The sequence below is a fragment of the Trinickia sp. genome (genome assembly GCF_051953955.1).
Lineage (GTDB): Bacteria > Pseudomonadota > Gammaproteobacteria > Burkholderiales > Burkholderiaceae > Trinickia.
On the sequence record NZ_JBQCIF010000044.1, the window covers coordinates 43,677 to 58,090 of the forward strand.

The 14,414-nt window shown below is 64.6% G+C and carries 15 protein-coding genes; 7 read left to right on the top strand and 8 right to left on the bottom strand.

The genetic code is table 11. From position 1 onward, the window contains the following. The first annotated feature begins 227 nt into the window (after positions 1-227). Positions 228-2,825: a bifunctional lysylphosphatidylglycerol flippase/synthetase MprF gene (gene mprF, locus ACTHNZ_RS08540; RefSeq protein WP_440542066.1), complete on the top strand. Its 2,598-nt coding sequence runs from the start codon at positions 228-230 to the stop codon at positions 2,823-2,825. Continuing rightward, complete coding sequence (locus ACTHNZ_RS08545; protein ID WP_440542067.1) at positions 2,822-4,258, top strand: virulence factor family protein; 1,437 nt, start codon at positions 2,822-2,824, stop codon at positions 4,256-4,258. Before mprF ends, ACTHNZ_RS08545 begins: the two co-directional genes overlap by 4 nt. 48 nt (positions 4,259-4,306) lie before the next feature. Here the strand turns inward: ACTHNZ_RS08545 and ACTHNZ_RS08550 are convergent, their stop codons facing one another. Then, positions 4,307-4,879, bottom strand: coding sequence for an acyl-CoA thioesterase (locus tag ACTHNZ_RS08550; protein ID WP_440542068.1), 573 nt, complete (start codon positions 4,877-4,879; stop codon positions 4,307-4,309). A gap of 166 nt (positions 4,880-5,045) precedes the next feature. Here ACTHNZ_RS08550 and plcR point away from each other — a divergent pair, with 166 nt between their 5' ends. Together plcR and ACTHNZ_RS08560 are read left to right on the top strand one after the other, a co-directional pair. After that, the gene (plcR, locus tag ACTHNZ_RS08555) at positions 5,046-5,789 is read left to right on the top strand and encodes a phospholipase C accessory protein PlcR (protein ID WP_440542069.1); all 744 of its coding nucleotides are present in this window, start codon (positions 5,046-5,048) and stop codon (positions 5,787-5,789) included. Positions 5,790-5,856: 67 nt separating this feature from the next. Next, positions 5,857-7,236, top strand: coding sequence for a pectin acetylesterase-family hydrolase (locus tag ACTHNZ_RS08560; protein ID WP_440542070.1), 1,380 nt, complete (start codon positions 5,857-5,859; stop codon positions 7,234-7,236). 85 nt (positions 7,237-7,321) lie between these two features. Here ACTHNZ_RS08560 and ACTHNZ_RS08565 read toward each other — a convergent pair whose 3' ends face one another. The 7 genes from ACTHNZ_RS08565 to ACTHNZ_RS08595 form a co-directional block, all read right to left on the bottom strand. Continuing rightward, positions 7,322-7,987 (bottom strand): VC0807 family protein, encoded by a 666-nt coding sequence (locus tag ACTHNZ_RS08565; protein WP_440542071.1) that lies wholly within the window; start codon positions 7,985-7,987, stop codon positions 7,322-7,324. After that, positions 7,984-8,202 (bottom strand): oxidoreductase-like domain-containing protein, encoded by a 219-nt coding sequence (locus tag ACTHNZ_RS08570; RefSeq protein WP_440542072.1) that lies wholly within the window; start codon positions 8,200-8,202, stop codon positions 7,984-7,986. The genes ACTHNZ_RS08565 and ACTHNZ_RS08570 overlap by 4 nt, the downstream gene beginning before the upstream one ends. Beyond that, entirely contained in the window at positions 8,199-8,582 is a 384-nt protein-coding gene (locus tag ACTHNZ_RS08575; protein ID WP_440542073.1) for a hypothetical protein, read from the bottom strand. Before ACTHNZ_RS08575 ends, ACTHNZ_RS08570 begins: the two co-directional genes overlap by 4 nt. A gap of 30 nt (positions 8,583-8,612) precedes the next feature. Beyond that, complete coding sequence (gene ald, locus ACTHNZ_RS08580; RefSeq protein WP_440542074.1) at positions 8,613-9,728, bottom strand: alanine dehydrogenase; 1,116 nt, start codon at positions 9,726-9,728, stop codon at positions 8,613-8,615. Positions 9,729-9,957: 229 nt separating this feature from the next. Beyond that, the gene (locus ACTHNZ_RS08585) at positions 9,958-10,605 is read right to left on the bottom strand and encodes a DsbA family oxidoreductase (protein WP_440542075.1); all 648 of its coding nucleotides are present in this window, start codon (positions 10,603-10,605) and stop codon (positions 9,958-9,960) included. A 108-nt stretch (positions 10,606-10,713) separates the two neighbouring features. After that, entirely contained in the window at positions 10,714-11,394 is a 681-nt protein-coding gene (locus ACTHNZ_RS08590) for a YceH family protein (RefSeq protein WP_440542076.1), read from the bottom strand. A 79-nt stretch (positions 11,395-11,473) separates the two neighbouring features. Beyond that, positions 11,474-11,794: a pyrimidine/purine nucleoside phosphorylase gene (locus ACTHNZ_RS08595; RefSeq protein WP_440542077.1), complete on the bottom strand. Its 321-nt coding sequence runs from the start codon at positions 11,792-11,794 to the stop codon at positions 11,474-11,476. A 272-nt stretch (positions 11,795-12,066) separates the two neighbouring features. Between ACTHNZ_RS08595 and parS the strand changes: the two genes are divergently transcribed. The 3 genes from parS to ACTHNZ_RS08610 all read left to right on the top strand — a co-directional run bounded on the left by parS (position 12,067) and on the right by ACTHNZ_RS08610 (position 14,289). Continuing rightward, complete coding sequence (gene parS, locus ACTHNZ_RS08600; protein WP_440542078.1) at positions 12,067-12,594, top strand: type II RES/Xre toxin-antitoxin system antitoxin; 528 nt, start codon at positions 12,067-12,069, stop codon at positions 12,592-12,594. Beyond that, positions 12,591-13,073, top strand: coding sequence for an RES family NAD+ phosphorylase (locus tag ACTHNZ_RS08605; RefSeq protein WP_440542079.1), 483 nt, complete (start codon positions 12,591-12,593; stop codon positions 13,071-13,073). Before parS ends, ACTHNZ_RS08605 begins: the two co-directional genes overlap by 4 nt. Positions 13,074-13,320: 247 nt before the next feature. After that, a complete protein-coding gene (locus ACTHNZ_RS08610; protein WP_440542080.1) occupies positions 13,321-14,289 on the top strand; it encodes a DnaJ C-terminal domain-containing protein in 969 nt (322 codons plus the stop codon). The last annotated feature ends 125 nt before the right edge of the window (positions 14,290-14,414 follow it).

Genomic DNA, 14,414 nt, shown 5'->3' on the forward strand with positions numbered 1-14,414 from the left:
TCGTGTATACGCGCAGCCCCGCGCCGGGCCTTGGTTTGCGCGGCGGCGCGCTTTTTCTTGCTCGTCGCCAAGTCAACCGAAGCCGTCCCTCCCGCGTTTAGACAGATCACAAGTTGCTATATCGATCGGTTGGCGGGGTTCCTCAGATGACTGGCTCGACGAACGGTACGCAGATGCCGTCGCCGAGGGCGTGCCCGTCCCACCTTGCGTGACCGATCCACACGAAGATGCCCGACGGAAGTAACGGAGATCGTAGTTCGAGAGTCGTCGCCGCGTTCTATGCGAAGGCGCGGCACGCCAACTACAAACGTCTCATCTCGCCCGCCCTCGCCCTGATCATCTGCCTCTTGCTGCTGCTCGCGCTGCAGAAGATGTCGCAGAGCATCGACTATCGTTCCGTCAGCCGGCAACTATGTCACATCGGCGCCGGCCGCTGGGCCGCCGCGCTCGCGGCCACGCTGGTGAGCTTCGTCGCGCTCGTGGCGCGCGATGAGATCGGCCTGCGCTACGTCGGGGCGAAGGTGCCGCGGCCGCTCCTGTGGCTCGGCGCCACGGCGGCTTCCGCGCTCGGCAACATCGCCGGGTTCGGTGCGCTCACGGGCGGGGCGGTGCGGTGCCGCGTCTACGGCGCGGCCGGCGTGACCCCGTCGCAGGTCGGACGCCTCACGCTGCTGACGAGCGGCTCGCTCGTCTTGGCGACGCTGTTGATCAGCGCATTGGGTGCGCTCGGATCGACCGGCTCGCTCGCGGCAATGACGCATCTCGCGCCTGATGCGTTGCGCGCCGGTGGCGCCATCGTTCTCGTCGTATTGGCATTGGCGGTCGTTTGCTGCGGCAAGACGACCCGGCGGATCGAAATGGGGTGGCGCGGCATTGCGCTCGAGGTCCCGACGCGTGCCAGCCTGCTCGCGCAGATCGTCTTCGGGGTCGTCGACGTCGCCGGCGCCGGCGCTGCGCTATGGGTTTTCTTGCCGGGCGCCCATGAGGGATTCGTCAGCTTTCTCGCCATCTATTCGGCTTCGTTGCTGCTCGGTATCGTCGGCCATACGCCGGGCGGCGTCGGCGTGTTCGAGTCCGTGATGGTCTTCGCGCTGCGCGGCGAGGTCTCGACGCCCGCGCTCCTCGCGGGCTTGGTTGCCTACCGCGCCGTTTACTTCGGTTTGCCGCTCGTGCTGTCCACGGCCGTGCTCGCCTGCTACGAAGGCAGAGCATTGCGTGCGCGCTTTCCGCTCGGTCGCGTGGCGCGCATCGGGCGCATCGTGCCGCTCTTTCTCTGCCTGATTACGTTCGTCGTCGGCTCGATGCTGATCGTGTCGAGCGCGACGCCGGCATTCGCGCATCGCCTTGCCATCCTCCGGCAACTCGTGCCGCTCTGGGCGCTCGAAAGCTCGCAATTGGTGAGCGGCGTGCTCGGCGTGCTGCTGCTCTTCGTCGCACGAGGTCTGCTGCGCAGGCTCGACGCCGCGTGGTGGCTCACGGTTGCGTTGACCGCTGTCGCGCTGATCCTCTCGGTCATCAAGGGCCTGGCTTTCGTGGAAGCCGGCGTGCTCGGCACGCTGCTCGTTCTGCTGTTCGTGACTCGCCGCGACTTCAGCCGCCGCGCCGCATTGTTCGCGGAGCCGTTTACGTCGGGATGGCTGATCTCCGTTGCCATCGTGCTGATCTGCGCGGCATGGGTCATGTTCTTTGCCTATCGCAACATACCGTACGAGAGCGACTTGTGGTGGCGGTTCTCGTTCCATGAGCCGGTTTCCCGATCGCTGCGGGCGATGCTCGCATCGAGCCTGTTCGCCGCCGCATTCGCCGGCTGGCAATTGCTCCGTCCCGCGGCCGGGCGTTTCGTGCATCCGAGCACGGAAGATCTCAACGACGCCGTCAAAATCATTCGCGCGCAGGAGCGCAGCGATGCGGGACTCGCGATGATGGGCGACAAGAGCTTCCTGTTCTCCGATTCGCGCGAAGCCTTCCTGATGTATGCGAAGCACGGCCGGACGTGGGCCGCGCTGCACGATCCCGTCGGGCCGCGCGACGAATGGCCCGAGCTGATTCGCAAGTTCGTGTTGCTCGCGCAGAGGCATGGCGGGCGTGCCGCGTTTTATCAGGTGCGTGCCGATTCGCTGCCGCTTTATTTGGATTCGGGCTTGACGCTCATGAAGCTCGGCGAAGAGGCGCGGCTCGCACTGGAGCAGTTCGACCTCAGCGGGCCGAAGCGCGCCGCCTTGCGCTATTCGCTGCGCCGGGCCGAGCGTGACGGCTGCACGGCCGAAGTCATCGATGCGAGTGCAATGGCGCAGCATCTCGACCTTTTGCGCCACATCTCCGACGACTGGCTCCAGAGCCGTGCGGGGCGCGAAAAGAGCTTCTCCGTTGCGGCTTTCAGCGAGGCTTATCTCGCGGCGCAATCGGTGATGCTCGTGCGGCAGGCCGGTGTCCCGGTCGCATTCACGACGTTCATGACGACGGATTTGAACGTCGACGCGACGGTGGGCGTGATGCGTCATCTATCCGATGCGTCGCCGTTCGTCATGGACTATCTGTTCGTGCAGCTCGCGCTGCATTTGAAGGCTCAGGGCTATCGTCAGTTGAGCCTCGGCATCGCCCCGTTCTCGGGCGTGCGGCCGATGCCGCTCGGCTCGCCGCTGCATCAACTCGGATCGCTGGTCTGGCGATTCGGCGGACGTTTCTACAACTTTCAAGGCCTGCGCGCGTTCAAGGGGAAGTTCCAGCCGCGCTGGGAACCACGTTATCTCGCGGTATCGGGTTGGGCGAGCGCCGTCCTGACGCTGCTCGACCTTTCAATTCTCGCGGGGGGCCGCCGTTCATGACACTTCGAGCAGTATTCAAAAAAATCAAATGGCTGGCCCTGCTGGCCGGCGCGTCGTCGCTGTGCATCGCGGCGCAAGCGGCCGAATCCCACGTCCCGGGCGGCACCTACGGCGACGTGACCGTCGACTGGCCGCAAGGCGAAATGCGCGGGTTCGTCGTATTGTTCTCCGCGGGCAAGGGCTGGAGCGCTGCCGACGCGCAAGCGGCGCGCGCGTTGGCGCAGCGAGGTGCGTTGACGGTCGGCGTCGACACGGGACGATACGCGGCCAATCTCGCCGCAACGGGACACGCGTGCCGCCATTTGGACGGCGATGCGGAGGCGGTCAGCCATCAGCTCGAGCGTCAGTTGAAGTCGAGCCGATATTTCGCGCCGATCATGGCCGGCACGGGGCAGGGCGCGACGCTCGCGCTGCATGTGCTTGCGCAGGCGCCGGCCAATACGATTGCAGGGGCCGTAGCCGTCGATGCCGATGCGAAGCTCGGCCATGACTTTCTGCAGTGCCCGCCTGACCCGACGATCAGCCGCGGCAGCGCGCTGCCCGGCTTCGTCGAAACGGGCGTGACGAAGCAGAGCGCGATCGCCGCGATGCGGCAGGCGGAGCGTTCGGCCGTGAAAGAAGGCGCCGATTCGCCGGGCTTTCATTTCGATAAGGACGCCGATCGCTTGACGGCCCCTTTGTTGGCGAAATCGCCGCGGATGTTCGCCGCAACGTCAACGCGCACCGATCAATTGACCGCCTTGATCGAACCGCATCTGCAGACGGAAACGAGCGGTGATCAAGACGTCTCCGATTTGCCGCTCGTCGAATTGCCGGCTGCGCATCCGAGCGGAAAGCTGGCGATCGTCATTTCGGGCGACGGCGGCTGGCGCGATCTCGACAAGACGATCGGCGAGCAGTTGCAGAAGGACGGCGTATCGGTCGTCGGCTGGGACGCTTTGCGCTATTTCTGGAGCGAGAAGACACCCGAGCAGGTGAGCCGCGATCTGAGCCGCGTTCTGCGCGTCTATGGCGCGCGCTGGCATGCGAATTCCTTCGCGCTGATCGGCTATTCGTTCGGTGCCGACGTGATGCCGTTCGCGTACGACCGGCTGCCTGCCCCCGTGCGCGACAAGGTTTCGATCGTCGCACTGCTCGGTTTCGCGAAGGCGGCGGACTTTCAGGTGCGCGTGACGGGCTGGCTCGGCCTGCCGCCCAGCGATCGGGCGCTGCCGGCCAAACCCGCGGTGGATCGGCTGCCCGCGGGGCTCGTGCAATGCTTTTACGGCGCGGACGAAGAAGACACCCTGTGCCCTGCGTTGTCCGGCACGCAAGAAGTGATTCGGACACCCGGCGGCCATCATTTCGGCCACGACTACGACGCGTTGGAAAAACGGATCTTGTCGGGTTGGGAAAAGCGCGAGGGCAAGGGCAAGGGGCAGGCGGCGCGGTGAGACGCGCCGGCTGGCAAACTGACCGGCTGAATGCTCAGCGCGCTCGCGCTACGGTGAGATGTCGAGGGCGGACTCGATGGGCCGCCCTTCCTCCTGTCGCAACTGAAGGCTCATGTCGTCGCAGCTTTGCGACCATGCCGTCAACCACTGCGGCATCTCGGGCGACTGCTCGGAAATTCCCATCTCACGCATGAGCTCTCGAGGCGGTACGGTGCCCTTCGGCGATCGGAACAGCCCGCGCATGACGACGACACCGACGACGCGCCCGTCTCGCACGAAGCGGTGTTCGACAAAGCTCCACTTGTCGTCCCATCCCAGCATGCGCGTATGAATCTCGAACGATTCGAATAGCTTCAGCTCGCGGCGAAACTTTCCCCACGCATCGCCGACGATCGGCACTGCCCGATGCCGGAGCGCGACGCGAAATGCGCCCGTGCGCAGGACGTAGTCCATGCGGCCGATATCGGCAAGCGTGAAATACCGGCCATTGGTGACGTGCCGATTCGGATCGAGATCGAACGGCCATACGCGCATGCGAATGCGCGTCGTTTCGAATGGATGAGCGTGCTTGCGCCAAGGACGGCGCAGCATCATGAGCAAAAGGCGAAACCAGAGATTCATGAGTGGGCAAGGTGAATCGCATCGAACCGCTATTGATCCTCACGTTTCGCATAAGCGCAAGCGATTCCATGAAGAATTAGAGTGCGGCACCCAGGACCGATTTTGACGATCCGCGGGTTTCGACCTAGAACGTAGTCCAATTCCACGACGGCATCGAGGATGCGGTGTGAAAACGACGAAAGCGCTTGGCTGGTCGGTATGGCTCGTGGCGGGTGCGATCATCATCATCGCCATCGTCTCCGCGATATGGCGGCATGAACGGCGTTTCGAGCCCGCGAACGCGTTGACCGCCAAGCGCAGTGACAGGGTGGCGTTCGTGCAGCCGCTCACATCCCCGAATACGTCGATGACGCGGATGGCGTCGATGCCCGTCGCGGCGCCCGGCCCGCAGGAACGCGCCCTCGATCTGCCCGCATTGCGCGAAGCACTCGCGGGGCGATCGGATGCGCGAGCGGAGGAGCATCGCATCGTCGCATTCGCCCGGTTTCGCGATCTCGTCGCGGCGTACAGCGGTGACCGAGCCCGGATGTCCGCTCTGGACAGGGCCAGGGTAGCGCGTCGAATCCTTGCCGAACTGCCCGAGCACGTTGCCCGCAACGAGATCGTGCCGGTTCAGGCGGAGGCGTTGACGGCCGTGCTGTTGAACGATGCCGAGCCCGACCCGCTCGCGCGCAGCGCGGCCTTCTCCGCGTCGCATGAACAGTGGGACGCCTATGCGAAGCAGACGGTAGGGCCATCTCCGGAACAGGACCCGCGCTATCGAGCCTACGTGCAGCGAAGCCGAATCATCTTTCAAGAAGTGCAAGCGACGATACCCGACCCTGTGCAACAGCAGACCGTCATTGCACAGCGCCTTCAAGCTTTGCGTGCCGAGTTGTTCGATGAGCGCGCGGCGACCGGCATGCATTGACCGCAGCGCTCGCGCATTTCGTTCGAGCCTGCATGCCTTCGAATAATCGACAAAGGGAGGAACGACGATGTCTGCACCGAAATGGCTGGCGACGCTGTGTCTCGGCGTCATCCTGACTTGCGCGGCGCTGAATGCCCGAGCGTCGAACGGCGTGCCGCCCGACCCGGAGATTCCGTTCTATTCATGGCATGAAGTCGTATTGCCGGAAAGCAGCGGCGCTTCGTGCGGCAACGGCACGCCGATGCGCTTTTACATCAATCGCGCACAGTCGAGCAACCTGCTCTACGTCATGCAGCCCGGCGGCGCGTGCTGGAACTACGCGACTTGCGCCGGCGGCGCCACGACGGGACCTGCGGCCGGGCTCGGCGCTTTCAATCCGGATGGCATTCCGCACAACTATATGAACGGCACGGCGAGCCAAACGCTGATGTCGTCTTTCCTGTCGCCGTTGATGATACGAATGGATCTCGCGCATGCGCTCGTGCGCGAGCCGCGAGTCGAGACGCAGGACTGGACACACGTGTTCGTGCCGTATTGCACGGGCGACATCCATATGGGTAGTGCGGTGCGCAGCTACACGGCATCCACGGGAGAGTGGCGCATTCAGCATTACAACGGATTGAAGAACGTGCAAGCCGTATCGCAATGGCTCGTCGATCACGGCTTCGGCCAGCCGGAGCGGTTGCTCGTCTATGGAACGAGCGCGGGGGGCTACGGGGCGCTCGCCAACTATGCGACGTTGCGCAACACGCTTCGGCCGCTGGCGCACAGCTCGATGCTCGACGATGCGGGTACCGTCTTCGATACGCCGTTCGATGCGGACCCCTCGGTGCACCCGTCGGTTGGCCTATACAGCAAGGTCCGCGATGAGTGGGGCATGACGGGGCCCGACGGCATGATCGCGATCAACAGCAAGCTCTCTGCGCATTTCGATCCGAACAACATGGGCAGTGCCTATGCAGCGTTGTCGAAGACGTTTCCGCATGATCGCTTCGGTTATACGACCTATCAGCGCGACGAGATCATGGCGGCCTATCACTACCGCCCGTTCGTTCCGGCGGTGATCGCGGCGCCCGACGATGCGACCAAGACCGCGCTTTCGATGGACATGTACGCGCGCGAATTGGACATGCTGAAGCGGACGATCAATCCGTTGCCGAACTTCGGCTATTTCATGCCATGGGCACGCGACGGATTCATGCACAACCACCAAGTCACCGCGGTCAGTTTCAAGGGGTCGGGCATCCATGAAAATGGCGTCGATGCCGACGTGGGCACGTTCATCGCCGATTTGCTCAATCAGCAGGACCCGTTGGACAAGCCGGTGATGAAGGCGTTTCGGACGGAGCAATCATCCGATTTCACGTTTTCGACGTTTTTGTCGTGGATCGATGGCGTCCTGAATTTGACGGGGGAGGCGGGGCCGATCTCGCAGCACGGCGGATAGGGGCACGGCTAGCCGGCGGGGCGACTGAAGCGCCGGTGATGCCATGCCGGCTCAGCGCTGCGGCGACGAATTCGCGAATGTTTCGTTACGATGCTTCTTCGAGCCGGATCGGCGGCGGCGTCTCGTGTGGCTGCGCCGCCGCGCGTTCGCGTGCGCGGATGCGTTTTTGCATCCACACGGTCCACCCCATCATCGCGCCGTAGATCGCGTAGCTGATGATCGGGAGCGCGACGAGCGACCGTTCGATCGGCCAGTGCCAGGCGAGCCAGCAGCGCAGCAACGTCTCGGCCGTCAATGCCGAGCCCCACGCGGCGGTCATCATGCGCAGATTGGCGCGAAGCGGAGGCCGCTCGCGCCAGGCCGTCTCGAAGCGAGCGACGCCGTCCGCCTGCTGACGTGCCATGGTGGCCCTCGCAAGGTAATAGACGAGCGGGCGTTCGCGCAGCAGCGAAAGCAGGAACACGACGCCGATCAAACCGGAAACGAGCGATTCGCGCACGAGCAGAATGCGCTGGCTGCCGCCGATCGCCATCACCGAGACAGACAGCACGATGCCGAGCAAGACGAGGACGCTGAGCGCGTCGACACGGCGTACCTTCGCGAATTCGGCGAGGCTCCACAGCAGCGGCGGTGCCGCGGAAGCGTAGAGTGCGCCGAGGTCGCCGAGGGCGGGGTGGGCCAATCGATAGACGAGCCAAGGCAGCAACAGATTGACGACCAGCTCGAGCGCCGTGCCGATTTTGATTTTCATTTCGAACGATTCCGTACGTGAGTGGCAGCCTGACGCGCTTGCCATGCGGCCAGCGCGGCTTCGTAGCGTTCCAGCGCTTCGTCATAAAGATCGAACACGCAAGGCGAACAGCCGCTGTGACAGCATTCGTCTTGGGTGGGGCGCGGCGGCGGCGTGGGGCGAGGATCGTCGTGCGAACGATCCTCGCGCGAGCGTTTGGATGCGGCGCTGTTCATCGAGCCTTCGGCAACGCCGCTTTACGGCTGCGCTTCGGTTTCGGCTCGACGCCCACGCGCGGATCGCGCGCGCGCACGAGCGAAACGACGCGCTCCACGGCCGGTTCGAATGCCGCGTCGTTCTGCGAGACATAGAGCCACTTGCCCAACACCGGATGCGGCCGCAACGCCGGAATCTCGTCGATGAGCGACGCGTGATGGTCTTGCGACGTGCAAACGAGCATCCCGTTCCACGGCTCGTCGCGATCGCCGACGGTCACGCACAGGCGCCCGTCGATATAGGCCGCGTCGGCGCTGAACATGCGCTTTCGAACGTAGGTCGGCTCGCGTTCGAAAGCGTCCAATATCCACGCGAGCGAATTGCGGATGGTCGAAGGCATAAATGGATCGATGGATGTATCGTCGTTCCGCTAGGCGAGCAGATCGCCGGCGCGCACGTACGGTTGCCCGAGCGCGGTCGAAACGGCCTCGTGCGTGACGTGCCCCTCGCACACGTTCAGGCCGGCTCGCAGATGCGGGTCGTCGCTCATGGCGCGTTTCCACCCCTTGCCGGCCAGGGCGATCGCATGTCCGAGCGTAGCATTGGTCAATGCGAACGTCGACGTGCGGGCAACGGCGCCCGGCATGTTCGCCACGCAGTAGTGAACGACCCCGTCGACGACGTAGGTAGGCTCGGCGTGTGTCGTGGCGTGCGACGTCTCGAAGCATCCCCCTTGATCGATGGCGACGTCGACGACGACGGCGCCTTTCTTCATGGTCGAGATCATGCCGCGCGTGACGAGCCTCGGTGCCGTCGCGCCGGGAATCAGCACTGCGCCGATGACGGCATCGGCCCGCTCGACGCATCGCTCGACGGCGTCCGCGCTGGAGAACATCGTCGTGATGCGATTGCCGAAAATCAGATCCAACTGACGCAGGCGATCGACGTTCGTATCGAGAATCGTGACGCGTGCGCCCATGCCGACGGCCATTTGCAGCGCGTTCGTACCGACCGTCCCGCCCCCGATGATCACGACATGCCCCGGTGCGACACCGGGCACACCGGCCAGCAGCAAGCCCATTCCGCCGTGCGGTTTCTCGAGATGCGCGGCGGCGACTTGAATCGACATCCGGCCCGCTACCTCGCTCATCGGCGCGAGCAGGGGAAGGCCGCCGCCGGGGCCGGTAATCGTCTCGTAGGCGATGCACACGGCACCCGAGGCGATGAGCTCTTTCGCCTGCTCGCGATCGGGCGCCAAGTGCAGGTAGGTGTAAAGAATCTGGCCGGGCCGCAGCATCGCGCGTTCCGCAGGCTGCGGCTCTTTGACTTTGACGATCATGTCCGCACGCGCGAAGAGCTCTTGTGCATCGCCGCATATCGTTGCGCCTGCGGCGGCATACGCGTCGTCCGGTAGGCCCACGGCGGCGCCGGCGTCCTTTTGCACGAGGACCTGATGACCGCGGCTGACGAGTTCGCGCGTGCCCGCGGGCGTTAGGCCTACGCGGTATTCCTGGTTCTTGATCTCTTTGGGAACGCCGACCAGCATGATGCACCTCCTCCGTGTACGGAATCGATTGACCGAATGCCCCGCCGAGGCTCGTGGCCCCGGGGATGTCTCCTGCTACGACATACTACGCCGCTGCCGGAGCCTCGCGGAGAACGCGCAGGGGGCCACGATGGAGTCGGATCGGCGGATGGCGTCGGCGTCATCGCCCATACAGGCGCATTGCGCGTCTGTCGCAACGTGACGAAGTGATGGGCAAAACGTCAGTTCGTCACTTCGCTTCGGAGACGATTTGCCGAATCGCCTGCTCGAAAACTTCGGCCGGTTGGCCGCCGCTCACCAGGTACCGCCGGTTGAAGATGATGGCCGGCACCGACTGAATGCCCATGGCTTGATATTCGTGCTCTTCCGCGCGCACCTCGTCGGCGAATCGCTGGCTTGCGAGGATTTCGCGGGCCTGCGCGGCATCGAGCCCGACGCACTGGGCAGCATCGATCAGGACGCCGTGATCGCTCGGGTCCTTCCCGTCGGTATGGTAGGCCTGCAGCAGAGCCCGCTTGAGCTGCACCTGCTTGCCCTCGATCCCTGCCCAGTACAGGAGCCGGTGAGCGTCGAAGGTGTTGTACACGCGTGTGCGCGAGCCGAACTCGAAGCCGGCCGCCGCGCCGCGCTCGCGAATCGTCGCTTGCGTTTCGGCGATCTGCTCGGGCGTGCGGCCATATTTCTTCCCGAGATATTCGATGACGTCTTCGCCTTCAGGCACCATGTCCGGGTTGAGCTCGAACGGATGCATGACGATGCGCGCATCGACTTCCCCGCCAAGGCGCGTGAGCGCTTGCTGAAGCGAGGAAAGTCCAATTGCGCACCATGGGCATGCGACATCGGAGACGAAATCGATTTGAAGCGGCTGTGCTGTCATTGCTACCTTCCGAAGATGGCCGATCGGGCCGATCAGGCCGTTCGGCTGGCCCATCGCCAGCCCGCTTGCAGCGTAACGCGAATTTCCGATGCTTGCAGGCGCGGCAACTCAGTCTTGAGCGGGGCGATCGACAGCGATCCCTAGCTCGGCCGCCATGCGCTCGACGAGTGCGCGCAGTGCGGACACTTCGCCGGCCAAGCGGGTTTGTTCGGCCTTCAACGTTTCGAGCTCGCCGGGTGAAACCGATTCGCCCACCGGCTCGCGCGCGGCAGCGACTTGCTCCATGTTCACTTCGCCGCACATCAAGTGCATCCAGCGGTTTTCCCGCTCGCCGGGCGCGCACGGTAGCTTCACGGTGAGCGCGGGTGTGCGTGCGGCAAGCTCGTCGAGAAATGCCTCGACGGACGAGTTGTCCGCGAAGCCATGCAGCCGTGCCGCGTTCAACCGCAACTCGGCTGCCGTCTGCGGGCCCCGCAGCAGCAAGATCGTCAGCAGCGCGGCGGCCTGGCTCGGGATGCCGAGCACGCGATTCATGTTGTGCTCGTAGCGCGTGACACGGCTGCTGCTCGCTTCCATGACGAGGCTCAGACGCTTGAGGCCATCGATCGCGGTTTGGACTTCGGGCTCGGTGACGCTCATCACCGGAGCACGAGCGGTCTTCTGGTTGCAGCCGGCCGTCAACGCATTGAGGGAAAGCGGGTACGTATCGGGAACCGTGTGCTGCTTTTCGACCAGCACACCGAGGACGCGGGCTTCGAGCAGGGTGAGTTCGCGAAGAGGTTGAGTCATGGCGCGGCAACGGAGGGATGAAGTCGGGCCACTATGATACCGGGCGAGACGCGCGGCGTTGCGCCTCGCCGTATCGGTTTCACAGATAGCTGCAGACGTAGTCGAGCGTTTCGGTTACTTCGATGTCGAAACGGCTCTTGCCGGGCACCGAGAACGACTCGCCCGCGCCGTACGTCGTCCACTGATCGCTGCCCTCGAGCCGGATGCGGCATTGGCCGGATTGAACTTCCATGAGTTCCGGCGCATCGGTGCCGAAGTTGAGCGTGCCGGGCAGGATGACGCCGAGCGTCTTGCGCGAACCGTCGGCAAACGGAACGGTGTGCGAAACGCACTTGCCGTCGAAATAGACGTTGGCGCGCTTGATCACGGAGACCTGGTCGAATTGCGTTGCTGCCGTCATGGCGGGGTTCCTCTGTGTCGTCGTGGATGAGTGTTCGTGCGCCGCGTGGGCCCCGGGGCGGCCTGCGCGGACCGTGGCCGGGGGTGCGGAAGACCGCCATGATACCGGCTGCCGACGCGAAGGGGGCGCTCGGCCGGCCTGGCGCGCATCGCCACGCGAGCCGCCGTGGTGGTTGCCGTGGTCCGAAGGCAGCGATCGTGCAGAGGTTCGTCGCGAGCTTCGACCGGCTCAAATGAGCTACAATATCGTCTCAAATGAGACGAGAGGAACGCATGGGCCTAGCGATGAAGCAACCGAGGCGGGCGCAGGCCAAGCCTCGCGCGCCGAGCAAGCCGCGCGAATCCGCCGGGCGCAAGCCCGTGGAGCTGAAGCTGTTCGACTTCACCGGCATATATAGCGCTGCGCCGATCGAGCGCATCGAGTGGATCCGGCATGGTCTCGATGCCGTTCAGGTGATCAAGCTGGCTGCTCGTCTGCACACTAGCCAAGACCAACTGATGAAGCTGCTTGGCTTGCCGCGCGCGACCATCGTGCGCAAGTCGAAGGCGCGTCAAAAGTTGTCGACGGAACAGTCCGAACGGGTGATTGGTCTATCGAAGCTGATCGGCCAGGTGCAGACGATGGTGGAGCAATCCGGCAATCCGGAAGGGTTCGATGCCGCGCCTTGGGTCGCGCAATGGCTGGAGTTGCCGAACGCGGCGCTCGGCGGTCGGAAACCCGCCGAGTTGATGGATACCGTTGCGGGGCAGGATCTAGTGAGTTCCATTCTTGCGAAGTTGCAAAGCGGGGCTTACGCATGACGGTGGCCCTGTGGCGCATCGCGACGGACACACCCGATTACACGGCAGACGACCTATCGGGCGAAGGCGCGAAGCGCTCGGGCGGACGCTGGAATCGTCCCGGTAGGCCGGTGCTCTACACCGCTTCGAACATCGCGCTCGCGTGCCTCGAGACGATCGTCCATTTGGGCGGTGCCGGTTTGCCGCTGAATCGTTATCTCGTGCGTATCGACGTCCCGGATGACGTTTGGCAGAGCGCCCGTGTATTGAGTGCCGAGACGACCCCTATCGGGTGGGATGCGATCCCCGCCGGGAAGGTCAGCCTCGAGGCGGGCGACCGCTGGCTTGCAAGTCCCGCCGAGTCCGCCTTGCTTTGCATCCCGTCGGTTGTCGTGCCCGAGGAAGCCAACGTACTCGTCAACCCGGCCCATCGTGACGCGAAACGTATAACGGCCACGAAGGTGCGCCGGTGGAACTACGACGTGCGGGTTTGGGCATGACGGCTACGGCGTGTTCCGATGATCATCGCAATGGCCGCCTGCGCCACCGAAACGGCCGCGAAGACGATGTTCGCCCGCAACTGCCCGACGGCACGCGATAGGCTCGGAGGCAGCAGCGATAGCCCGGCGGGCATCGCCGTGCGTGCGGCAAGCATCGGCGTGGCCACGACCGTTGGGGGCGCTCACGGTGCTTGTCGCTCGGGTCTTGATAAACTGGCGCCTCGCGAAAGAGAAATGGGGGAAGCGCGTGAGCCTCGACGAATACTACCGGCGGCTCGAATTGCCGGACACGGCGTCGCCGGCGGATGTCAAGCGCGCATATCGGCGGCTCCGGGCAAAGTACCATCCGGACCGGAACAAGGGGCGCGAGGCCACGGTCGAGCCGGTGTTCAAGCGGATCCAGGAAGCATTCGAGATTCTGATCGGCGAGCGCAAGGCCCCGATGGCGGTCCCGGCGAGCGAGCCGGCCGCTCCGTCGCCCGAACCCGCGCGTGCGCGGGCCTGGGATTGGCAATGGGCTTGGGGCGCGAACGCCAGCCCGGAAAAGGAGCCGGAGCACCGCACGTACCGCAGCGGGCCGCCGATGCGCGGCGCCAACTGCATGACCGAATTGTTCGTGCCGGTGGAAGCCGCGATTCACGGCGGGCGCGTCGAAGTCAGTTACGGCGTGAAAGGGCCGTGCGACCATTGCCACGGTCATGTGCGCGGGCGGTGTCCCGCATGCTGCGGCAAGGGCATGGTCTCCTATCGCAAGTGCGAGACCGTCGAGGTCGCGCCCGGCGCTTGGGACGGCCAACGCGTGACGGTCGAGGGCGCCGGCCATCTCGGGGCCAACGGCGGTCCGGCGGGCGATGCGATTTTTTCGGTCGTGATCGTCTGCAGCACCGCGTTTCGCCGCGACGGGCTGAACATCGCTTGCGATATCGAGGTCGATTTCATGACCGCCATGCTCGGCGGCTCCTACGAGGCGCACGTATTCGGGCGGCCATTGCCGATCACGATCGAGCCGAATTCGGGCTCGGATGCCATGATCCGCCTTCGTGCGCAGGGGCTTTCGGACCGCAACGGCGCGCGCGGCGATCTCACGCTGCGCGTGGCGCTCACGATGCCTGCCGCGGCGATCCATTTGACCGAGCAAGAGCGCGATCGCCTGCGCGAGATTTTCGCGCAGGCGCAGCGCCGCGCAACGTCGAAACGCTCGGGCGGGCGGGACTGAAAAAGTCCTGTCACATTACACAGGTTGGCGGGCTCGTCGATGAGTGCGGTGGTACGATGAGCGATCATGATCACTTCGTGAGCAGGCTTGTTCATGGCGTTCCTCGGTACGGTATTCCCCCTCAT

Bases quoted from the DNA above. Each gene is read 5' to 3' on its own strand.
- mprF (WP_440542066.1), top strand. From the start codon at position 228: ATGCCCGACGGAAGTAACGGAGATCGTAGTTCGAGAGTCGTCGCCGCG.
- ACTHNZ_RS08545 (WP_440542067.1), top strand. From the start codon at position 2,822: ATGACACTTCGAGCAGTATTCAAAAAAATCAAATGGCTGGCCCTGCTG.
- ACTHNZ_RS08550 (WP_440542068.1), bottom strand. From the start codon at position 4,879: ATGAATCTCTGGTTTCGCCTTTTGCTCATGATGCTGCGCCGTCCTTGG.
- ACTHNZ_RS08560 (WP_440542070.1), top strand. From the start codon at position 5,857: ATGTCTGCACCGAAATGGCTGGCGACGCTGTGTCTCGGCGTCATCCTG.
- ACTHNZ_RS08565 (WP_440542071.1), bottom strand. From the start codon at position 7,987: ATGAAAATCAAAATCGGCACGGCGCTCGAGCTGGTCGTCAATCTGTTG.
- ACTHNZ_RS08570 (WP_440542072.1), bottom strand. From the start codon at position 8,202: ATGAACAGCGCCGCATCCAAACGCTCGCGCGAGGATCGTTCGCACGAC.
- ACTHNZ_RS08575 (WP_440542073.1), bottom strand. From the start codon at position 8,582: ATGCCTTCGACCATCCGCAATTCGCTCGCGTGGATATTGGACGCTTTC.
- ald (WP_440542074.1), bottom strand. From the start codon at position 9,728: ATGCTGGTCGGCGTTCCCAAAGAGATCAAGAACCAGGAATACCGCGTA.
- ACTHNZ_RS08585 (WP_440542075.1), bottom strand. From the start codon at position 10,605: ATGACAGCACAGCCGCTTCAAATCGATTTCGTCTCCGATGTCGCATGC.
- ACTHNZ_RS08590 (WP_440542076.1), bottom strand. From the start codon at position 11,394: ATGACTCAACCTCTTCGCGAACTCACCCTGCTCGAAGCCCGCGTCCTC.
- ACTHNZ_RS08595 (WP_440542077.1), bottom strand. From the start codon at position 11,794: ATGACGGCAGCAACGCAATTCGACCAGGTCTCCGTGATCAAGCGCGCC.
- parS (WP_440542078.1), top strand. From the start codon at position 12,067: ATGGGCCTAGCGATGAAGCAACCGAGGCGGGCGCAGGCCAAGCCTCGC.
- ACTHNZ_RS08605 (WP_440542079.1), top strand. From the start codon at position 12,591: ATGACGGTGGCCCTGTGGCGCATCGCGACGGACACACCCGATTACACG.